This window comes from Paraburkholderia sp. J67 (genome assembly GCF_905220265.1).
In the GTDB taxonomy this organism is placed as follows: domain Bacteria; phylum Pseudomonadota; class Gammaproteobacteria; order Burkholderiales; family Burkholderiaceae; genus Paraburkholderia.
The window spans coordinates 61,862-84,030 of record NZ_CAJMZK010000006.1 but is presented as its reverse complement, the minus strand read 5'-3'; the positions used below and the strand labels follow the sequence as shown (position 1 = coordinate 84,030).

17 protein-coding genes are annotated in these 22,169 nt (G+C 64.9%); 15 read left to right on the top strand and 2 right to left on the bottom strand.

Annotation, left to right across the window (positions count from 1 at the left end):
- Positions 1-57 precede the first annotated feature (57 nt).
- Genes U5782_RS13865 through U5782_RS13855 form a run of 3 tightly spaced genes read left to right on the top strand, consistent with a single transcriptional unit; the run spans position 58 to position 4,545 of the window.
- Positions 58-2,622: an EAL domain-containing protein gene (locus U5782_RS13865; protein WP_322044399.1), complete on the top strand. Its 2,565-nt coding sequence runs from the start codon at positions 58-60 to the stop codon at positions 2,620-2,622.
- A 41-nt stretch (positions 2,623-2,663) separates the two neighbouring features.
- On the top strand, positions 2,664-2,972 hold the full coding sequence (locus U5782_RS13860) for a hypothetical protein (RefSeq protein ID WP_322044398.1): 309 nt from the start codon (positions 2,664-2,666) through the stop codon (positions 2,970-2,972).
- A gap of 13 nt (positions 2,973-2,985) precedes the next feature.
- Positions 2,986-4,545, top strand: a complete 1,560-nt coding sequence (locus tag U5782_RS13855; RefSeq protein WP_322044397.1) for a methyl-accepting chemotaxis protein — start codon at positions 2,986-2,988, stop codon at positions 4,543-4,545.
- Between the two features lie 640 nt (positions 4,546-5,185).
- Here U5782_RS13855 and U5782_RS13850 read toward each other — a convergent pair.
- Complete coding sequence (locus U5782_RS13850) at positions 5,186-6,082, bottom strand: LysR family transcriptional regulator (RefSeq protein ID WP_322044667.1); 897 nt, start codon at positions 6,080-6,082, stop codon at positions 5,186-5,188.
- A gap of 152 nt (positions 6,083-6,234) precedes the next feature.
- Here U5782_RS13850 and U5782_RS13845 point away from each other — a divergent pair, with 152 nt between their 5' ends.
- The 12 genes from U5782_RS13845 (at position 6,235) to U5782_RS13790 (ending at position 21,256) form a co-directional block, all read left to right on the top strand.
- Positions 6,235-7,011, top strand: a complete 777-nt coding sequence (locus U5782_RS13845; protein ID WP_322044396.1) for a glucose 1-dehydrogenase — start codon at positions 6,235-6,237, stop codon at positions 7,009-7,011.
- Positions 7,012-7,076: 65 nt separating this feature from the next.
- Positions 7,077-8,258 carry a YncE family protein gene (locus U5782_RS13840; RefSeq protein ID WP_322044666.1) on the top strand — a complete coding sequence of 394 codons (1,182 nt, stop codon included), beginning with the start codon at positions 7,077-7,079 and terminating at the stop codon, positions 8,256-8,258.
- Between the two features lie 69 nt (positions 8,259-8,327).
- Positions 8,328-9,155 (top strand): shikimate dehydrogenase, encoded by an 828-nt coding sequence (gene aroE, locus U5782_RS13835; RefSeq protein ID WP_322044395.1) that lies wholly within the window; start codon positions 8,328-8,330, stop codon positions 9,153-9,155.
- 99 nt (positions 9,156-9,254) lie between these two features.
- Positions 9,255-10,664: an MFS transporter gene (locus tag U5782_RS13830; protein WP_322044394.1), complete on the top strand. Its 1,410-nt coding sequence runs from the start codon at positions 9,255-9,257 to the stop codon at positions 10,662-10,664.
- A gap of 338 nt (positions 10,665-11,002) precedes the next feature.
- Entirely contained in the window at positions 11,003-11,599 is a 597-nt protein-coding gene (locus U5782_RS13825) for a sugar dehydrogenase complex small subunit (protein ID WP_322044393.1), read from the top strand.
- Between the two features lie 27 nt (positions 11,600-11,626).
- Positions 11,627-13,276, top strand: a complete 1,650-nt coding sequence (locus U5782_RS13820) for a GMC family oxidoreductase (RefSeq protein ID WP_322044392.1) — start codon at positions 11,627-11,629, stop codon at positions 13,274-13,276.
- A 3-nt stretch (positions 13,277-13,279) separates the two neighbouring features.
- Complete coding sequence (locus tag U5782_RS13815; RefSeq protein WP_322044391.1) at positions 13,280-14,758, top strand: cytochrome c; 1,479 nt, start codon at positions 13,280-13,282, stop codon at positions 14,756-14,758.
- On the top strand, positions 14,755-15,981 hold the full coding sequence (locus U5782_RS13810; protein WP_322044390.1) for a porin: 1,227 nt from the start codon (positions 14,755-14,757) through the stop codon (positions 15,979-15,981). The genes U5782_RS13815 and U5782_RS13810 overlap by 4 nt, the downstream gene beginning before the upstream one ends.
- A 117-nt stretch (positions 15,982-16,098) precedes the next feature.
- Positions 16,099-16,905, top strand: a complete 807-nt coding sequence (locus tag U5782_RS13805) for an IclR family transcriptional regulator (RefSeq protein WP_322044389.1) — start codon at positions 16,099-16,101, stop codon at positions 16,903-16,905.
- A gap of 393 nt (positions 16,906-17,298) precedes the next feature.
- Positions 17,299-18,387, top strand: coding sequence for a phosphotransferase (locus tag U5782_RS13800; RefSeq protein WP_322044388.1), 1,089 nt, complete (start codon positions 17,299-17,301; stop codon positions 18,385-18,387).
- A 66-nt stretch (positions 18,388-18,453) separates the two neighbouring features.
- Positions 18,454-19,671: an acyl-CoA dehydrogenase family protein gene (locus U5782_RS13795; protein ID WP_322044387.1), complete on the top strand. Its 1,218-nt coding sequence runs from the start codon at positions 18,454-18,456 to the stop codon at positions 19,669-19,671.
- Between the two features lie 16 nt (positions 19,672-19,687).
- Positions 19,688-21,256: a class I adenylate-forming enzyme family protein gene (locus U5782_RS13790; RefSeq protein ID WP_322044386.1), complete on the top strand. Its 1,569-nt coding sequence runs from the start codon at positions 19,688-19,690 to the stop codon at positions 21,254-21,256.
- A 48-nt stretch (positions 21,257-21,304) separates the two neighbouring features.
- Here the strand turns inward: U5782_RS13790 and U5782_RS13785 are convergent, their stop codons facing one another.
- Positions 21,305-22,159, bottom strand: a complete 855-nt coding sequence (locus U5782_RS13785) for an SMP-30/gluconolactonase/LRE family protein (RefSeq protein ID WP_322044385.1) — start codon at positions 22,157-22,159, stop codon at positions 21,305-21,307.
- Positions 22,160-22,169: the final 10 nt, after the last annotated feature.

The following is a 22,169-nucleotide window of genomic DNA, read 5'->3' as shown; positions in this document are numbered from 1 at the left end:
CGCCTGCTAAGTTCAGCGCATCTCAAAAAGACAAACACAAGCGGTACGGGGCGCGACATGCAACACCACACGCTGGACGTCGAAATCGGGCGCCTTCTATCCGGGCCACTGCTTGCCTGCGGTCCCGACGTGACGATCCGCGAAGCCGCACGCCTGATGGCCGAGCATCGCTACAGCGCGATCGTCGTCGTCGACGCGGGGCGGCCGATTGGCATCTGGACCGAGCGCGACGCGCTGGCGCTGGGTACACACGCCACTCAAGCGAGCGCCGCCACCCAGCCGATCGCCACCGCGATGAGCCGGCCGGTGCGCGCGTTGCCGGCCCACACCAGCGCACGCGAGGCCGCGGCGCTGTTCGCGCGCGAAGGCATCCGCCATTGCCTCGCCGTCGATGCGGCGGGGGAGCCGCTCGGCCTCGTCACGCAGACCGATCTCGTCATGAGCCAGGGCCCCGAGTGCTTTCTGCGCCTGCGCACGCTTGCCTGCGCGAAGCCGCCGCGCCCGCATTGCATCGATGCGCACACAACCTTTGAGGAAGCGATGGCGCAGATGCGCGCGCACCGCCTGAGCGCGATCGTCGTGCGCGATCCCGACGGCGGGCTCGGCATCCTGACCGAGCGCGACGTGGTGCGAGCGGTCGCACAAGGCGCGCTGGAACGACAGGACACGCAGACGAGCGTTGAGGTTGGCCGCTATGCCAGCCGCCCGTTGCGCTCGCTCGCGCACACGCGCAGCCTGTATTCCGCGCGCCAGTATCTGCTCGAACATCGCATGCGCCACGTCGGCGTAGTGGACGATGCGGGCGAACTGACTGGCCTGCTAGGTCTAGCGGATATCCTGCGCGACCTGGAGCACGAGTACGTACGCGAATTGCAGGACGCACTGCGCGAGCGCGACGACGCGCTGCTCGCGTCGCGCGCGAGCCTGCGGCTGGCGGATCAGGTGGTGGAGTCGACGCTCGACGGCGTGATGATTACCGATCTGGCGGGCACGATCGAGCGCATCAATCCGGCCTTCACCCGCCTCACCGGCTATACCGAGCGCGAAGCGGTCGGCCGCAACGCGCGTCTGCTGAGCTCGGGCCGCCAGGGCGCGGCCTTTTACGCGTCGCTCTGGCAAAGCATCGAAACGACGGGCCATTGGAAGGGCGAGATCTGGAATCGCCGCAAGGACGGCACGATCTTCCTCGAATACCTCACGATTTCCAGCATCCGCGACGCGCACGGCCGTTGCACGCATTACGCGGCGATCTTCGCGGACATCACGCAACGCCGCGAAACCGAAGAGCGCCTGAGTTACCTCGCCACCCACGACGCACTCACGGGCCTCGCCAACCGCACGCTGTTTACCGAGCGCATCGCGCTGGCGCTGGCGCGCGCGCGGCGCTCGGGCAAGCGCGTGGCGGTGATGTTTCTCGACCTCGACCGCTTCAAGCTCATCAACGATACGATGGGTCACGGCGTGGGCGACGAGGCGCTCACCGTGATCGCGCGACGCCTGCGCGACTCGGTGCGCGAGACCGATACCGTCGCGCGGCTGGGCGGCGACGAGTTCACGCTGCTGATCGAAGACATCGACGATATCCGCCACGTGGGCCGCATCGCCGAGATGTTGTTGACCACCGTGGCCGCACCGATCCGTGCCGCCGAGCAGACGCTTTTCGTCACGCCGAGCATCGGCATCAGCATGTTCCCCGACGATGGGCAGAGCGCGAAGCAACTGCTGATGCAGGCCGACCGCGCGATGTACGAAGCCAAGGACGCGGGCAAGAACAACTTCCAGTTCTTCGCCGCGCCGATGACCAGTTGCGCGATGGAGCGCATCCAGCTCGAAACGGAGCTGCACCACGCGATCCATGCGAACGAATTGCTGCTGCACTATCAGCCCGAGTTCGACGTCAAGACGGGCCGCTTCTCGAACGTCGAGGCACTCGTGCGCTGGCAGCATCCGCAACGCGGGCTCGTGTCGCCCGACCAGTTCATTCCGATTGCGGAGGAGTCCGCATTGATCGTGCCGATTGGCGCGTGGGTGCTGCGCGAAGCGTGCCGCCAGGCGCGCGCCTGGCTCGACGAAGGGTTCGAATTCGGTCGCATCTGCGTGAATCTCTCGGCGCGCCAGTGCCTCCATGACGGCTTCCTGCCGCAACTGGCGAACATCCTCGGCGAAACCGGTTTGCCGGCGAACCGGTTGCAACTCGAACTGGTCGAGAGCATGGCGATGACGTCTACCAACGGCGGCATCGAGGCGCTCTTGCAGGAACTGGCCGCGCGCGGCATCAGCCTCGCCATCGACGACTTCGGCACGGGCTATTCATCGTTCCGCTATTTGCAGAAGCTGCCGGTGGACACACTCAAGGTCGATCGCTCCTTTCTCGCACAGATCGGCGACGCGGCCAGCGGCAATGGCTCCATCGTGCGCGCGATCGTGGCGATGGCGAAGTCGCTGGACGTGTCGGTCGTGGCGGAGGGCGTGGAGACAGCGCAGCAATGGCGACTTCTGCGCGAAATCGGCTGCGATCGTGCGCAGGGCTTCCTGCTCGCACGGCCGGGACCCGCCGCGACGATGCCGCGTGCGCTACCTGCCTTCGTGGCGGACCTCGAAGTCCACGGCCTGTTCGTTTGAATACCTAATCATTTTGCAATCCTGTTGATCTGGAGAGTGACGTGACCACTCACGATGAGATGCTGCTGCGCTCGATGACGGCGCTCGTCAGCTCGCACGGCAAGGCCATTTCGCGTTTCGGCGCGAGCGTGGTCGTAATGAGCAAGTTCGCCGAAGCGGTGTTGCCGCAACTGACGACGACGCAGATCGAGTGCACGATCGAAGCGTTTCGCGCGCTGATTGGCGACGCGCTCGACGTGGCCGACGAGACCGGCCATGCGGCGCTGCCCGGCGACTACCGCGCTACGCTGCTTGAACAGAGCAACGTGCTGTTGAACCGGCTCGGCGACAGCGCCGCCGCACCGCGCTGAGAACGGAGAGACGATGCGCAATTTGACGATTCGAAGCGGCCTGCTGGCGGTGCTGTGCACGTTCGCGGCGATGCTGGTGGTGGGCGCGGCCGTCGGCGTGCTGATGATCGGCCGGGCCGACGACGCGGCGCGCCGCGTTCATGAAGCTGCACGCGCTTCGGTGCTGGCGGATGCATTGGGCCGACACGCGGCGCAGGCCGAGGCGGCGCTCGCGCGAGCCTATGCGGCGCTGAAGGAACAGAGCGATACCTCGGCACGCGACAGTGCGCTTGGCGAGGCGCGCGCGCTCATCACGCAGGCAACGCATGAAGGCGAGGCACTGCGGGCAGCCAGCAACGCGAATGCCGCTCGATCGCGCAATACGGCCGTGATCGACACGCAGGCATCGCTTGCGGCCACCCTGCAAAGCGCCGCCGATGCACTTCAACGCGGCGATACCGCAGCGTACGCAACGCTCGCCCTCGGCGACATCGCGCACGCCGGCGCACAACTCAACGCCGATATCGCCGCTTTTCATACCGATGCGGACGCAACCGTTCGGGCGACGCTTGCACAGGGCGCACGCGAGCACGACTGGGTGATGGCGATGGTGGCTGTCGGCCTGGCGGGGGCGCTTGCGCTGGTGGTTGCCACGCATCTGGCGCTGCGCCGCCTCGTGACCGCGCCGCTCGCCGTGGCCGTCGACGCGCTCAATCAGATTGCCGCGAACGATCTCGCAGTACCGATCGCGGCGGGCGGCCGCAACGAGATCGGCCAACTGCTCGACGCCATGCGCCGCATGCAGGACGGACTCACGCAGACCGTGCGCAACGTACGTGGCTGCTGTGACGCGATCAACACGGGGGCGCGCGAAATTGCGGCGGGTAATCTCGACCTGTCGAGCCGTACCGAGCAGCAATCCGCCTCGCTCGAACAGACGGCGGCGAGCACCGAGCAACTGACCGCTACGGTGCGCCAGAACGCCGATCATGCGAACCAGGCGAGCGCGCTGGCAGCGGGTGCCGCTGAAGTTGCGCAGCGCGGCGGCCGTGTGGTCGAGGAGGCGGTGGAGACGATGGAGGCGATCACGCGCAGCTCGGGCAAGATCGCCGATATCACTGGCATCATCGATGGCATTGCGTTTCAGACTAATATTCTGGCGCTCAATGCGTCGGTTGAGGCTGCGCGGGCGGGGGAGCAGGGGCGGGGTTTTGCTGTGGTGGCGGGGGAAGTGCGCATGCTGGCGCAGCGCAGTGCTGCGGCGGCGCGGGAGATTAAATCGCTGATCGACGCTTCGGTTAAGGAGGTGCTTGGGGGGCGGGCGCGGGTGAGTGAGGCCGGCGAGACGATGGCCGAAATCGTTCAGTCGATTGAGAAGGTTTCCGGGCTCATGAAGGAGATCGCTTCCGCGACTGTGGAGCAGACCGCTGGTATCGAGCAGGTCGAGCAGGCCGTTAGTCAGATGGATCAGGTTACGCAGCAGAATGCCGCGCTTGTTGAAGAGGCCGCTGCCGCGGCTGGGTCGCTCGAGCAGCAGGCTAGCGTCATGGCTGAAGCTGTTGCTACTTTTCGATTGCGGGCGGTTGGTGCTTGACTATGGCGTGGCTTTTTTGGTGTTGGCCTTTCCTTGTTTTCTTGTCGGTCTATTAGCGTTGCTCCTGTGCGGGGCGGCCCCTACTTTTCTTTGCCGCGGCAAAGAAAAGTAGGCAAAAGAAAGCCGCTCAAACCGCCAGTGTGACGAAGTCCACAAACAGCCTTTTAGAGGGAAAGGTATAGGAGCATCCGTCACATCGCACCACTAAACAAAGTGACAAGGCCGTCATACATCCGGGGGCGCTGCGCGCCCCGTGGGGCATAACGGCAAACCGAAGGTTTGGCAGAACTCGCGAAAATGCCTTCAGTACAGGGGTTTCCCGTGAAAACCCGTCCGCTGCACGCGTAGCGAGCAGCGGGATGAATGAGTCCTTTGTCACTTCGTTTGGTGGTGCGAGGTGGCAGACGCTCCTATACCATTCTCCCTTAACGGCTGGTTGTGGACTGCGTCACACTAGCGGTTTGAGCGGCTTTCTTTTGCCTACTTTTCTTTGCCGCGGCAAAGAAAAGTAGGTGCCGCCCCGCACAGGGGCAACGCTAATAGACCGACAAGAAAACAAGAAAATGCCAAAACCGCAAAGAACCACGATCAAATCGCTGGCCGCGCAAGCGCCAACCATCGCATCACAGAGATGAGGCTGCTAGTTAGCCTCTTTCACCTCTTCAGCGCACGCTTGCATAACGTCAACAAAAATACGCTTGGCAGGACTGTCGAGATCGCGCCACGCGAGTCCAATACCAGTGCGATGATCGCGCAGATCCAGCGGCCGCGCGATGACTTTAGGCGGCAGCGCCATCGCCGCATGCTGCGGAATCACGCCGATACCCAACCCCGCAGCAATCAACGCCAGCATGGTCGTGTACTCGCCCAGCTCCGCGGCGATTTCCAGCGACACGCGCTGCTGCCGAAACGCCACCAGCATCTCATCGTATAGCCCAGGCGCATAGCGGCGCGCGAGCACGAAGGCGGCGTGGCCGCGCAGATCCGCGGGGCGAATCTGCGCCCTGTGCGCCAGTTCGTGATCTTCGGGCACGGCCACCACGAACGTTTCTTCCATGACCACGCGAATGTCCACGCCCGCACTGCTCACCGGCAGGCGAATCAAGCCGAAGTCGAGTTTGCTCTCATGCAGTGCCGCAATCTGTGCGGGCGTGGGCATGTCCTTGAGTTCGAGCGCGATCATTGGGTAGCGTTCGTGCATGCGACGCATCAGGGCGGGCAACAGGCGCGGCAGCACCGAGGACACGAAGGCCACGCGCAGCGTACCGATCTCGCCACGCGCTGAAAGCCGTGCCGTCTGCTCCGCCCGTGCGGCTTGATGAAGCGTCGCGCGCGCTTCGGGCAGAAACGCCGAGCCCGTATCGCTCAGTGCTACGCGATGGCGGTCGCGGTCGAACAGGCGCACGTCCAGGTCGGCTTCGAGTGCCTTGATCTGCATGCTCAGTGCGGGCTGCACGATGTTCAGGCGCTCGGCGGCGCGGCCGAAATGCAGTTCTTCCGCGAGCGCCACGAAGGCGCGCAGGTGTTTCAGTTCCATCATGATCCTCGCGGTTATCAAGTTTCATGATAACAAGGTCACGAAAGACTATTGGCGCAAGCGCGCAGAATACGGTCAACTCACGAGGAATACACCGTAATTCTGCGCAACGCGAGGTCGGAGGGTAGTCCGCCCCCGCGACGCATACGACAATGACGAACGAGACACTCCGCCTGTTCGGCCTGCAAGGCCGCCGCGCCCTGGTGACGGGCTCGGGACGAGGCATCGGCCTGGCGCTCGCCGCAGGCCTCGCGCGAGCCGGCGCGCCGCTCGTGATCAACGGTCGCAATGAAGCCCAGGCCGCCGACGTGGCCGCGCGTTTGCGTGACGAGGGCTTCGCAGCCGATATCGCCGTGTTCGACGTCAGCGATCCCGATGCCGTCACGCGCGCGGTCGATGCCGTCGAAGCCCGTCTCGGTCCCATCGACATCCTCGTGAACAACGCTGGCATCCAGCGTCGCGCGCCGCTCGACCAGTTCGCCGCGAGCGACTGGAACGACTTGATGCGCGTGAATCTGGACGGCGTGTTCCATGTTTCGCAGGCCGTTGCGCGTCATATGCTCGGGCGCGGACGCGGCAAGATCATCAACATCAGTTCCGTACAGAGCGCGCTCGCGCGGCCCACCATCGCCCCCTATGCCGCTTCGAAGGGCGCGCTGCGCATGCTCACGCAGGGCATGTGCGCCGACTGGGCGCGCCACGGTCTCCAGATCAACGCGCTGGCGCCGGGCTATTTCGCAACCGACCTCAACCGCGCGCTCGTGGACGATCCCGAGTTCAGCGCGTGGCTGTGCAAGCGCACGCCAGCGGGCCGCTGGGGGCGCGTCGAGGAGTTGTGCGGCGCCGCCGTGTTTCTCGCCTCGGATGCGTCGAACTTCGTCAACGGGCAGACGCTCTTCGTGGACGGCGGACTCACCAGCGTAGTGTGACGCGGCATCGCGACCTCGCAATCAAGGATCAAGCAATGAAGTCAAATCAAACCACCCAGCGCAACATGACGCTGAAAACGCGGCCGCTGCGTGTGCTCGCGGGCATGACGCTCGCGCTCACGTTGACCACGGCGGCGCATGCGGCCGACTGGATCGTGTCCGGTAACGATGGCAAGTATCAGCGCGTGGAAGGGCGCGATACCTACCTCGCGAATCCGCCGCCAGACACGCTCACGCTGCTCGACGCGAGCCATTTCCCGCCGCAGGTGAAAGCCACCGTGGAAGTGGAAAACGGCATTCAAGGGCCGCCGCAAGCCGTGGCGATCACGCCCGACGGCGCGCTCGCGCTGGTGGCCGCGCCCACGCGCTACGACGAGACCGCGAAGAAGCTCGTCATGGACACGTTCCTGCAAGTCGTCGATCTGCAAGCCACGCCGCCCACGGTTACGCGTGTCGATCTGGGCATGCATCCGCAAGGCATTGCGATCGAGCGCAGCGGCCGTCTCGCGCTCGTGACCGGCGTGGATGGCCGCGTGGCAGTGGTGCAGATCGACGGCAAGAGCGCAAAGATCGTCGACTGGCTCAAGCTGGGCGAAAAGCGTCTCGCGGGCGTGAGCTTCACGCACGATGGCCGTCATGCGCTGGTGTCGCTGCGCGACGAGCAGGGCGTGGCGGTGCTCAATGTGAACGAGGGCCACGTGAGTGATAGCGGCGTGCGTTTGTCGTCGGGCGTCGCGCCTTACACCATCGACGTTTCGAGCGATGGCAAATGGGCCGTGGTGAGCGACGTTGGCCTCGCGGGTCTGCCGAACTACACGGGCAAACTCGCGGGCGATGCGGACGCCATCACGCTCATCGACGTCTCGCATGAGCCGTTCCGCGCGGTGCAGCATCTCACGGTGCCCTCGCTGCCCGAAGGCGTGGCGATTTCGCCCGATGGCCGCTGGATCGGCGTGCAGGCAATGGATGGTTCGAACCTCACGCCCGATAACCCCGGTCGTCATGCGCGCGGCAAGATCGTGCTGTTCGAGATTCGCAACGGCGTGGCGCATCAGGTTTCTGAAGCGCCCGGCGGCGAGGCCGCGCAGGGCATCGTGTTCACGGCGGACAGCCGCTATCTGATCGTGCAGTTCAATGTCGAGCATCAACTGGCGCTCTACGCGGTCAATGGCGGGCATCTGCGCGACTCCGGCAAGCGCATCGAGATCAAGGGCGGCCCGTCGTCGCTGCGCACCACGCCGCGCTAGTCCGGTCCGACAGTGAAAAACAATAAAGATAACTAACTACTAGCCATTCCGACTCTTATTACCTTGATCATGCCTCATTCGATACCCGCACTCTGCGGCTCGCTCGCGGGCCAGCCGTTCACCTTCAACGTCAAGGTGCACAACGCCGCCTATCGCGAACTGGGCCTCGACTATACGTTCGTGAGCTTCGGCGTCGAAGACGCGCCGCTCGCCGTGCAGGCCATCCGCACGCTCGGCATTCGCGGCATGAACGTGACGATGCCGCACAAGCAGGCTGTCATTCCGTATCTGGATGCGCTCGACGAAACGGCGCGCGAGATCGGCGCGGTGAATACCATCGACAATCGTTCTGGATACCTGACCGGTTACAACACCGACTGCGTTGGCGCGGTACGCGCGCTCGAAGAGGTCACCAGCTTGCCGGGCAAGCGCATCGCGCTGCTCGGCGCGGGTGGCGCGGCGCGCGCGATCGCGTGGGGCGTGCGGCGCGCGGGCGCGAGCGTGACCGTCTTCAACCGCACGGCCGAGCGCGGCCAGGCATTGGCCGATGCCTTCGGGTTGCACTTCGGCGGTGCGTTGGAGGACTTCGATGCGCACGCGTTCGATGGCGTGGTGAACGCTACGGCGGCAGGGTTTCGCGCGCCCGATGCGAGTCCGCTCGCGGCACATCAACTGGCGTCGCATCTGTTCGTGATGGACGCAGCGTTTCTGCCGGTAGAGACGCGCCTGATTCGCGAGGCGGCCGCAGCCGGCTGCGCGACGGTCGATGGCACGCGCATGCTGCTTCATCAATTCTGCGGACAGATCGAGCTTTACACCGATCGGCCCGCACCGTTCGAGGCGATGCGCACGGCACTGCTCGACGAGATCGAACGCGTGACGCGCGCGGCTGCTTAGTAGACCCGCGTGTGCCGGCAGCCCGCATCAGATGGGCGCTGGAGGGGGAAGCCGCACGCGGCGCCCGCATGCACAGGAGTTGACATGGAAGGAGACGACATGAAACAGCAATCGGTAGCGATGAGCAGCGGCGCCACGCCGCGCACGAGTGCGAACGCGAGCGCGCTTGCCCAGGCGGGCGCCGCGCAAGCCCAGGTGACGTCGGCGGACCTCTACCGCGCGGCATGGGCCGCGTCGATCGGCAGTGCGCTCGAGTACTACGATTTCGCGCTCTACAACCTGGCGTCGGCGCTGATCTTCGTGCCGCTGTTCTTCCCGTCGAGCGATCCCGCGCTCGGGCTGATCGCGAGCTTCGGCGCCTACTTCCTCGGCTTCGCGATCCGGCCCGTGGGCGGCATCCTGTTCGGCGCGCTGGGTGATCGCTACGGGCGCAAGTTCGTGCTGATGGCGACTATCCTGCTGATGGGCGTGGCGAGCACGCTGATCGGCGTGTTGCCCACCTATGCGAGCGTGGGTGTCTGGGCACCGGTTCTGCTGGTGGGCTGCCGCCTGCTGCAAGGGCTTGGCGCGGGCGCGGAGCAGGCGGGCGCGGCCGTGCTGATGGCCGAATTCGCCCCGCCGCAGCGGCGCGGCTACTTCGCGGCGCTGCCGTTCATGGGCGTGCTGCTGGGCACCGTGATGGCGGCGGCGATCTACTTCGCGCTCGTGCGTGTGGAGGACATCTCGCAGACGCCGCTCTGGCGCGTGCCTTTCCTGCTGAGCGCGGTGATCATCGCGGTGGCGGTGTGGATTCGCTTGCGCCTGCGCGAATCGCCGTCGTTCGCGCGGCTCGAAGCGCGCCAGCAGGTCAAGGAAAGCCCGCTGCGGCATCTGCTACGCAACTCGAAACCCACCTTGCTCAAGGTGATCGGGCTGCGCATGGCCGAGAATGGCGGCTCGTCGATCTATCAGTCGCTCGCGATCAGCTATATCGCTACCGCGACGGGTCTCAAAGGCCAGATCGGGCCGCTTGCGCTGTTGCTAGCGGGGGCATCCGGCGCGATCGTGATTCCTCTGGCAGGAGTGCTGAGCGATCGCATCGGGCGCGTGCGGACCTATCGAATCTTCGCGCTGTATCAGCTTTTGCTGGCGTTTCCCACCTGGTGGGTGCTCAGTCTCGGTCACGCCACGGCCAGCATCGTCATGCTGTGCGTGGCGCTCGCGGGCGTCTGGGGCATGTTCGCCACCCAGGGTGCGCTGCTGCCTGAATTGTTCGGCGCACAGCACCGCTATGCGGGCGTGGCGGTGGGGCGCGAGGTGTCGGCCGTGATCGCAGGCGGCGTCGCGCCGCTGGTAGGGGCGTCCATCATCGCGTGGGCCACGACGCATTGGGGCGCGGGCCACGGCACCGTGCTCGCCTGGATTCCGCTCGCCAGTTATGTCGCAATCCTGAGCTTTATCGGCGTGCTGACGACCTTCCATATCCCCGAAACGCGCGGACGCAGTCTCGACGATCTCAACGACGCCTGATCGAAGACGTCTCCAACACTCCCGGCACGACGGCGGCTATTCAGGCCGCCGTTTTTCTTTTCCGAGCCCACGGTTCCGTGAACCCTCGTTCGATCCATTCCGCATCAATCGAAGCGCCTTGAAATCTCCACGTGGAGATTTATTGCATTTTCAGCAATTGTTCTGTGCTTGACGGATCAATGGAACCGGTTCCATAATTCGCGCCGCTTCAGATCGTCGCAGTCCCTCGGCGTTCACCAGGCCTTGGGGTGCTGGCTCGCGCACGGTTGGAAGCCTCATTGGAGCTGTGCCGCATGGCGTAGGGCTATGCTGGTAAGGCCGCGTAACCATTCAAGAAAATGAAAAAGATCAACCCGCCGACTGCTGGAGACGCACCGCGCGATCCGCGCCACAGCGCCCGGCGCCGCACCGTGCTCAAGACCCTCGTGGCCGCCCTGACGCACGCGGGCTTCCTCGCCGTCGCGCCGCGCGCTTTCGCGGGCGAGCCGTTCGGCGCGCAGGATTTCGTCGCCGTCTCGCAGGCGCTCACCGGCCACCGGAACCTGGATGCGGGCATCGGTGCGCGACTCTTCAGCGCGCTGAGCGACGCCGATCGAGGTTTCGCCGCCCGCGCCGCCGCTCTCGCGAAGCTTGTGCACGCCGGCCAGACGTCGCAGCAACTGCTCGCCGCCGCGGACGCCGCGAAGTTACGCGACACCGCGCTCGCGATCGTGGCCGCGTGGTACACGGGCACGGTCGGCCACGGCACGCAAGCCGTGATGGTGACCTACGCGAATGCGCTCATGTACGGCACCGTCGGCGACGGCATGAGCCCGCCCACCTACTGCGCAAACGGCCCGCTCTGGTGGACCGCCGAGCCGCCGGCGGCGAACGTCGCCTCGCCCGCCGCTGCGCAGGCTGCGCGCCGCGCCGCCACTGCCCACCGACCCGCTTAAGCGTCCGCGCACGGACTCGCACACCCCATGAAAACACCTGTATTTGAAGCCAATGGCGATGTTACCGCCGATGTCGTGATCGTCGGCTCCGGCGTGGTCGGTGCGTTGATCGCCGATCAACTCGTGAGCGAAGGCCATTCCGTGCTGATGCTCGAAGCCGGTCTGCGTATCGAGCGCGGCCAGGCGGTCGAGAACTGGCGCAACATGCCGTTCGACAATCGCGTCGGCTCTGATTTTCAGGGCCTTTATCCGCAGGCCGAACATGCGCCCGCGCCGCTGTACTTCCCGAAGAACAACTACGTGGGGCTGAGCGGGCCGGACGGCAACAGCTTCCAGCAGGGCTATCTGCGCACGGTGGGCGGCACGACCTGGCACTGGGCGGCTTCGTGCTGGCGCCATCTGCCGGTCGATTTCCGCATGCATTCGACCTATGGCGTGGGCCGCGACTGGCCGATCCCTTACGAGGAACTGGAGCCGTACTACTGCCGCGCAGAAGAGGAACTGGGCGTGGCCGGTCCCAACGATCCGTCGATGCAGTCGCCCACCGAACGCAGCCGCCCGTATCCGATGGACATGGTGCCCTGGGGCCACGGCGACAAGCGCTTCGCGGAAGTCGTGAACGCCCACGGCTATCATTCGATTCCGATCCCGCAGGCGCGCAGCACCCGCCCCTGGAACGGCCGCCCGACTTGTTGCGGCAACAACAATTGCCAGCCGATCTGCCCGATCGGCGCGATGTACAACGGCATCCATCACGTGCAGCGCGCGGAGCAAAAGGGCGCACACGTGCTCGCGGAATCGGTGGTGTATCGGATCGACACCGATGCGAACAATCGCATCACCGCCGTGCACTGGTACGACAAGGCGCGCAATTCGCACAAGGCTAGCGGCAAGCGTTTCGTGCTGGCCTGCAACGGCATCGAAACGCCGCGCCTGTTGCTGCTCGCCGCCAACGAACGCAATCCCAACGGCATTGCGAACGGTTCGGATCAGGTGGGCCGCAACATGATGGACCACTCGGGTTTTCACTGCACCTTCCTTGCGGACGAGCCGATGTGGCTCGGCCGCGGGCCGGCGCAGAGCAGTTGCATCGTCGGGCCGCGCGATGGCGAATTCCGTGGCCAATACTCGGCGAACAAGATGATTCTCAACAATATCTCGCGCGTTGGTCCGGCCACGCAGCAGGCGCTCAAGCTCGGCCTCGTCGGTCGTGAGCTCGACGAGGAAATCCGCCGCCGCGCGATCTATGGCGTCGATCTCTCGATCAGCCTGGAGCCGCTGCCCGATCCGAACAACCGTCTTACGCTGAGCAAAACGCGCGTCGATCCGCTGGGCCTCGCGTGCCCGGATATCCACTACGACGTGGGCGACTACGTGCGCAAGGGCGCCGAAGCGGCGCACAAGCAACTGGAGCACATCGGCAGCCTGTTCAATGCGGTCGAATTCAACATCACGACCGCGCTCAACGCGAACAACCACATCATGGGCGGCACCATCATGGGCGCGAGCGCGAAGGATTCGGTCGTCGATGGCAATTGCCGTGCGCACGATCACGACAACCTCTGGCTACCGGGTGGCGGCGCGATGCCATCGGCCTCGGTCGTGAACACGACGCTCTCGATGGCGGCACTCGCCATCAAGGCGGCCGATTCGATTTCGGTCAGCCTGAAGGGATAAGCCATGAGGATTGCTGATCAACTTCGCACGCATGTGAAGCGCGCTGGTGTACTCGTGTTGGTTTCGGCCGGTTTAATGGGCGCGGCGCAGTTCGCTTCGGCGCAAGTCACGGCGAACGACGCCGATCCTGCGCTGATCGCCAAAGGTCATCAGCTTGCCGTTGCGGCCGACTGCATGGCCTGTCACACGGCCATCAATGGCGGCAAGCCCTTCGCGGGCGGTTACGGCATCGCCTCGCCGATGGGCACGATCTATTCAAGCAACATCACGCCGTCGAAGACCGCAGGTATCGGCAACTACACGGAAGTGCAGTTCGCGCGGGCGTTGCGCGAGGGCGTGCGTGCGGACGGCGCGCATCTCTATCCTGCGATGCCCTACACGTCGTACACGGGCCTGACCGATGCTGATGTGCATGCGCTCTACGCGTACTTCATGCACGGCGTGACGCCCATAGACGACGCCGCGCCGCCGACGAAGCTGCCATTCCCGTTCAGCGTGCGCGCCTCGATGGCGCTCTGGAACACGCTCTATCTGAACGAGCGCCGCTTCGCCCCCGATCCCAGGCACGACGCCCAATGGAACCACGGCGCGTATCTCGCCAATGTGCTCGCGCATTGCAGCGCCTGCCATACGCCGCGCAACTTCATGATGGCCGAGGATGCGAAGCAGGATCTGGGCGGCGCGCAACTTGGGGCCTGGTACGCGCCGAACATCACCTCGGATGCCGTGAGCGGCATCGGCGCGTGGACCGACGCCGAACTCGCGAGCTATCTCAAGACGGGCCGCGCGCCGGGCAAGAACCAGGCGGCCGGGCCGATGGCGGAGGCGGTGCAGAACAGCCTGCAATATCTCTCCGACGACGACCTCGCGGCAATCGTCGCGTATCTGCGCAGCACGCCGCCGATCCGTGATGCACGCGAGACGAAGCCCGCGTTTGCGCATGGCGCGTCGGCGAGCGTCGAGACGGGTTTGCGCGGCATGCAGCCCTCGAACGCCAACGGCACGCTCACCACGGGCGCGGCGCTCTTTAGCGGCTATTGCGCGAGTTGCCACCGCGTGGACGGCACCGGCAGTCCGAGCCAGGCGTATCCCTCGCTTTCGGCGAACACGGCGACCGGCTCGCTCAACCCGTCGAATCTCGTCGCGGCGATGCTCTATGGCGTGGATCGCGAAGCCGGTGGTCAGCATGTGCTGATGCCGAGTTTTGGCGAGGATTCCTATGTACAGCCGCTTAGCGATGAGCAGATTGCGTCGATCGCGAACTATGTGCTCACGCAATACGGCAATGCCGATGTACGCGTCTCCGTCGAAGAGGTTGCGCAGGCGCGCAACGGTGGTCCTCGTCCGTTGCTTGCGCGTCTGCAACCGGTGATGGTGCCGGGAATCGTCGTGGCGGTCTTGCTCGTGATCGCGCTGGCGATCGGGTTTGCGCGCCGTCGTGCCGCGAAGGCCGTTGCAGCGCCGCAGGCCGGGAAGGTATGACGGGTTTGGCAGCAGGCGCACGTGTACGCAGTTTCGCAGTGTTTTCGGTGGTAGGCGGTGCGGTGGCCTTTTCTGGTGCGGCCGCCGCACAGGGCAGCATCACGCTTTCGGGCATCGTCGATGGTGGCTTCGGCTACAGCAGCAACGTGCGTGTCGCGCAGACAGCGGGAGCGGCAGGAGCGCCCGCTGTGTACGTGGGCCGCCCGAGCTACGGTTTCCAGAGCGGCACCTGGAACGGTGACCGCTGGCGCCTGATCGGCAGCGAGGATCTAGGCGCGGGCCGCAAGGCGTTGTTCTACTTCGAGAACGGCTTCAATCTGGGCACGGGCGCCGCAGGGCAGAGCGGTCGTTTGTTCGGGCGACAGTCGTATATGGGTCTAGCCGACGATCGTCTTGGCACCTTGACGCTGGGTCGCCAGTACGACGCCGTCATCGACATGGTCGGCTCGATCGGGCCGACCAGTTTTCTCACGGGAATGGCCGCGCATCCCGGCGATATCGACAACGTCGACAACAACGCGCGCATCAACAACTCGATCAAATACGCGAGCCCGCGCTTTGCCGGTTGGCAGTTCGAGGCGATCTACGGCTTTGGCGGCGAAGCGGGCAGTGTGGCGGCGCGCAATGCGTGGAGCGCGGGGCTCGCGTATCGCGGCGGTCCGCTGAATCTCGCGGCGGCGTATTTGCACGCCAGTAGCGATCCATCGCAGGGCGCATGGAATGGTACCTACGACGGTTACTATTCGTCGTCGATCAATGAGGGCTTCGCGTCCGCGGCACGGCTCGACGTGTTCGCCGCCGCGATGACATATCGTTACCGCGCGCTCACGGCGGGGCTCAACTGGAGCAACGCGCGCTATGACGCGGGCGCGGGTTCGCTGTTCTCGGGCAGCGCGGTATTCGACACGGTACAGGCGACGCTCAGTTGGCAGGCCACGGCCGCGCTGCGCGTGGCGGGCGGCTACGGCTACACGCATCGCACTTCGGTGAGCGACGCGGCGAGCGCGCAGTATCACGAGTTCAATCTCTCGACGTTCTACGCGCTGAGCAAGCGTACGTGGCTCTACGCGCTCGCGGGCTATCAGCAGGCCAGTGGGGCCACCCTCGACGCGTGGGGCAATGCGGTGGCGGCAACGGCGTCGCTGGGCGATGTCTCGAATGGCGCGTCGTCGGCCAATGGGCGGCAGTTCGTGGCGCGCGTGGGCTTGCGGCAATTGTTCTAGAGGTGGATTAGGGTCGCCTACCCATTGACGCCGTCTGACGATTTTGCGATACAGAATATAATTTCGCGAACTCACCGCACCCGCGGTTTATCGCGCTCAATATTCCCACTATCCGCAATGTCCGATACCGCGCAGAAGCCGGCCCGAGCCAGCGCTCACAAGGAAGACCGCCATTTCGTCACTGCGCTCGCGCGCGGACTCGACGTCCTCGCGTGCTTTCGCGGCGGCGACACGACGCTGACCAATCAGGAAATCGCCCAGCGCTGCAAGCTGCCCAGATCGACGGTCTCGCGGCTGACGATGACGCTCACCAAACTTGGATACCTCATCCATCTGGAGGATACCGGGCGCTATCGGCTCGGCACGGCCTGCCTGGCGCTCGGCAGTTCGATGCTCGCGCGCCTGGACGTGCGCAAGCTCGCGCGGCCCATGATGCAGGAGCTTTCCGAGTTCTCGGGCGGCACGGTCTCGCTCGGCGCGCGCGACCGGCTGTCGATGCTGTATATCGAAAGCTGCCGCAGTACGGCGGCGCTGGCACTCACGCTCGACGTGGGCTCGCGCATTCCGCTCGCGACTTCGGCGATTGGTCGGGCCTGGCTGGCCGCCGCGCCCGCGCGCGAGCGCGAGGACGTCATGGAGCAGATCCGCGAACTCGACGACGTGGCGTGGCCGAGCGTGCGCCGCGGCATCGAGCAGGGTTTGAGGGATCATGCGGAACTGGGCGTCACCTGTTCGTTCGGCGAGTGGCAGAAGGATGTCAACGGTATCGCGCGCGCGTTCGAACCAGGCGGCGGACTGCCGGCGATGGCGATCAACGTGGGTGGACCTTCCTTTTCGCTTACACCGAAATTTCTGCTCGACGAAGTGAAACCGCGGCTGTTGCAGATGATTGCGAAGCTGGAAGCGGCGATCGCGGGTCAGTAAGGCACAGGCGCGAGCGGGTCGCTCGCGCCTTTTCTTTTGCGCTAGATATTTCGCGATGCTAAATAAATGCAAGCGATAAATGCGTGAAATGCGGGGTCTCGCGCGGTGATAACACACGTCTGCCTATCAGAATGCCGGTCGTGAATTCAATGCTCAATGAATCGCGGCAAAGCTATTTCCCACCCACGCCACACAATCCTCTCTGCCCCAACATGCCCTGAACAGTGGGGTTTTTCCCAATCTCTTGATGCGAATCGGCGCTTTACAGGTACGAATCCTACGCGTTAGCATTTCTGCAGTGCAGAATTCAAACTTGCTTTGCAGAATAATCTAACGATGGCCAACCGTCACGACTCCCCGTGACGCTGCCGCCAATGGAGGCTTGTCGATTCCATGAGCATCGATCTCCAGTCGAGCTTTAGCGGGACGCGTCCTGTCGCGCCCGCGCACGCTTTCGACGTCGCGCGCCTCGCGGCCTGGATGCGCGAGCATGCCGAGGGTTTTGCAGGCGACCTACGTGTCGAGCAGTTCAAGGGTGGCCAGTCGAATCCCACCTTTCTGCTCGAAAGCGCGGGCGAGCGGTATGTATTGCGCCGCAAACCGCCTGGCGACTTGCTGCCTTCGGCGCATGCGGTGGAGCGCGAATATCGCGTGATCCGCGCGCTCGCACAGACGGAGGTGCCGGTCGCGAAGGCCTACGCGCTCTGCGAGGACGCCGATGTGATCGGCACGCCGTTCTATCTCATGGAGTATGTGGAGGGCCGCATCTTCTGGGACGCGGCGCTGCCAGGCATGACGCGCGAGGCGCGTGGGGCGATCTACGGCGAAATGAATCGCGTGATCGCCGCGCTGCATTCGGTCGATCCGGACGCGATCGGGCTGGGCGATTACGGCCGCGCGGGCAACTATATCGAGCGTCAGGTGGCGCGCTGGACGCGCCAGTATCGCGCCTCGGAAACCGAGCGTATCGAGGCCGCCGATCAACTGATCGACTGGCTGCCGAAGCATATTCCGGCCGGCGACGAGCGCCGCATCGTACACGGCGATTACCGGCTCGATAACGTCATTTTTCATCCGCAGGAGCCGCGCATTCTCGCGGTGCTCGATTGGGAACTCTCCACGCTCGGGCATCCGCTGGTGGACTTCGCCTATCACTGCATGATCTGGCATATGCAGGCCGGCGCGCGGCGCGGCCTCGTGGGTCTCGACCTCGCGGCACTCGGCATTCCCGACGAAAAGACCTATTTGCGCTGCTATCTTGAGACGGTTGCGCGCGCATCGAATGCGGAAGTCCCGCAGACGGATTGGGGCTACTACCTCGTTTTCAACATGTTCCGGCTGGTGGGCATCCTGCAAGGCGTGCTGGCGCGCGCATTGCAAGGCAATGCTTCGAACGCGCTCGCGCTCGAAACCGGTAAGCGCACGCGGCCGCTTGCGGAGCAGGCATGGGCGCTCGCGCGCGAGGTGGACGCGCTGCGCTAGCGCGGCGCATCCGTCGAACGCACGCAGGCACAACTTCAGGCTGACAATTCACGCGGAAAAAGGCTTATGAACTTCGAACACTCGGGCAAGGTCAAGGAACTGCAGGCGCGTCTCACGGCGTTCATGGAACAGCATGTGTATCCGGCTGAGGCACAATTCGCCGCCGAAATGGACGCGGCCCGGCGCGCGGGCAATCCGTGGCAGCCCGCGCCCGTGATGGAACAACTCAAGGACAAGGCGCGCTCAGCCGGGCTCTGGAATCTGTTTCTGCCCGCGCACGATGGCCAGGAAGGGCTGACGAATCTGGAGTACGCGCCGCTGTGCGAAATCATGGGACGTTCGTCGATTGGCGCGGAGCCGTTCAACTGCTCGGCGCCCGACACCGGCAACATGGAAACCCTGCTGCGCTACGGCAACGACGCGCAGAAGCGCGAATGGCTCGCGCCGCTGCTGGACGGCAAGATCCGCTCGGCGTTCGCGATGACCGAGCCGGCCGTGGCGTCGTCGGATGCGACCAATATCGAGGCGCGCATCGAGCGCGATGGCGATCACTACATCATCAACGCGCGCAAATGGTGGACCTCGGGCGCCAACGATCCGCGCTGCCAGATCCTTATTTTCATGGGTAAAACCGATCCCGAAGGCGCCAACCGCCATCAGCGCCAGTCGATGGTGCTGGTGCCGCTCGACACGCCGGGCGTGACGGTGCTGCGCCATCTGCCCGTGTTCGGTTACGACGATGCGCCGCACGGCCACGCCGAAGTGCTGTTCGAGAACGTGCGCGTGCCGGTGTCGAACGTGCTGCTGGGCGAAGGGCGCGGCTTCGAGATCGCGCAAGGCCGGCTCGGGCCGGGCCGCATTCACCATTGCATGCGTTTGATCGGCCGCGCCGAACGCGCGCTCGAAGCGATGTGCAAGCGCACGACGAAGCGCACCGCGTTTGGCCGTGCGATTTCGGATCAAGGCGTGACGCGCGAACGTATCGCCAATGCGCGCATCCTGATCGATCAGGCGCGCTTTCTCGTGCTGCATGCGGCCTGGAAAATGGATACGGTCGGCAACAAGGCGGCGCGCAAGGAGATTGCGATGATCAAGGTCGCCGCGCCCTCGATGGCCTGCCAGGTGATCGACTGGGCCATCCAGGCGCACGGCGGCGGCGGGGTGAGCGACGATTTCGGCCTCGCGCGCGCCTATGCGAACGCACGCACGATCCGCCTTGCCGACGGTCCGGACGAAGTGCACCGCAACGCCATCGCGAAGATGGAACTGGCGGCCTACCTTTAAGGGCGGAGTGGAATCCATGAACGCGACTTCGAATCCCTACGACGCGCCTTTCGTGAGTATCGGCGATCAGATCCGCAATTGGGCGGTCGAGCAGGGCGACCATCCGGCGCTGGTCTGCGAGGGCACGACCTATAGCTACGCCGATTTCGACGTGATGATCGACCGCTGCGCGAGCGCGCTGCAACGCGATGGCGTCATGCCGGAAGATGTGGTTGCGATCTGCGCGAACGCCTCGCCCTGGTATGCGGCGGTGTTTTTGGGCGCGTTGCGCGCAGGCGCGGCCGTTGCACCGCTCGCGCCTTCTTCGCATCCGGACAGCCTCGCGGGCATGATCGCGAACGCCGGCGCGCGTGTGCTGTTTCTCGATGCCTCGGTGCGTGAAGCGTTGCAAAGCGCGGCCACACCACCCAGCGTGCGTACCGTTCGACTCGATGCGCAAGGCGACGCCGAGGACACCACCGGCATCGACGCCTGGCTCGCGCCGCGCGGCGCGGTGCCGCGCCATGTCGATATCCGGCCCGAGTGGGCGTTCAACATCATCTATTCGTCGGGCACGACGGGGGTGCCCAAGGGCATCGTGCAGTCGCACGCGATGCGTTTCGCCTACGGCTTACGCAGCGTCGCGCGTGGCTACGGGCCGGAATCGGTCACGCTGATCTCGACGCCGCTCTATTCGAACACCACGCTCGTGAGTTTTTTCCCCACCTTCGCGCTAGGCGGCACGGTCGTGCTGATGCCGAAGTTCGAGACGAAGCGCTATCTGGAACTGGCGCAGCAGCATCGCGCCACCAATACGATGCTGGTGCCGGTGCAGTATCAGCGCCTTATGGCCGAGCCGGATTTCGATCGCTACGACCTGTCGAGCTTTGTTTCGAAGTCCTGCACGAGTGCGCCGTTCAATGCAGGCCTGAAGGCGGATGTGGTGCGCCGCTGGCCTGGCAGCCTGACCGAGTTCTACGGCATGACCGAAGGCGGCGCGTCGTGCGAGCTATGCGCCGACGAGCACCCGGACAAGCTCCATACGGTCGGTCGCGTCATGCCCGGTCACGAGATGCGGCTGATCGACCCTGCGGGCAATGAATTGCCGCCGGGCAGCATCGGCGAGATCGTGGGCCGCTCGCCGACCATGATGACGGGCTACTACCGCCAGCCCGACAAGACCGCCGAAGCCGAGTGGTACGACCGCGACGGCCAGCGCTTTATCCGCACGGGCGATATCGGCCGCTTCGACGAGGATGGTTTTCTCGTGCTGATGGACCGCAAGAAGGACATGATTATCTCGGGCGGATTCAACATCTATCCTAGCGATCTCGAACAGGTGTTGCTCCAGCATCCGGATATCGCGGAGGCCGCTGTCGTGGGCGTGAGTTCGGAGCGTTGGGGCGAAACCCCGGTAGCGTTCGTCACGCTGCGCGGCGATGTCTCGGCGCACGCCCAAGCGCTTGCGGCATGGGCCAATGAAAGGCTGGGGAAGATGCAGCGCGTTTCGGAAGTCGTGATCGCCGATGCGTTGCCGCGTAGCGCAATCGGCAAGATATTGAAGCGGGAATTGCGCGAGGGTTTCAGACCATCCAGTCCGCTTTGATCAATGGCGCGCCCCGTGGCGCGCCATTTTGCTTGTGCCGCTTCAGCGTCAAGGCAGACCCGCACGCGGCACATCCACACGCGCCGCGCGAATACGGCCTTCGCGGCGTGCGCCGTTCTCCGGCCCCGTGCCAGGCGCGGTGCAGAGGAACAGCGTGCGCCCATCGTCGCCGCCCAGCATGCAGGCGTAGCACTGCTGATCGTTAATCGCGATGGCCTCTACAATCCCCCGGCCTTCCATCACGCGCAGCACCCGGTTGCCGCGTGCATCGGCGACCCACACAGCGCCTTCGGCGTCGAGACAAATCCCATCCGGATAGCTGCCCGCCAGATCGGCGAACACGCGGCGGCGCGCGAGCGTGCCGTCGGGCGCAACATCGAATGCGCTCAGGCGCTGCCCAAAGGTTTCCGCCACGATCAACGTGCGGCCATCGGGCGTGAGCGCCATGCCGTTCGGGAACAACAAGTCTTGCGCGGCTACGCGTACCGTTCCATCGGGCAGCACGCAGAGCAGTTCGGTCGAGCGCGGCGGCTCGCCCGCGTAAAGATTGAAGCCGAAGTTGCCGATATACGCGCGGCCCGCCGTGTCCACCAGCATGTCGTTGCAGGGGCCGGGCACGTGGCCGCCAAGTTCCGCGAGCGTGGAGGTCTTGCCATCGGCGACGCCCAGCAGACGGCAATCGTGCATCGAGACGGCCAGCATCGTACCGTCGGGACGCCAGCCTAGCCCGCTCGGGCAGGCATCTACGTGCGCAATCGTGTCGAGTTGGCCCTGCGTGTCGGCACGCAGGATTTCATGGCGATAGAAGTCGGAGAACCAGAGTTGGCCCGCGTGCCAGCGCGGCGCTTCGGGAAAGCAAAGCCCGACTATGAAATCGTCGAGCGTAGCGGTGGATGTCGTCATGCGGCCTCGC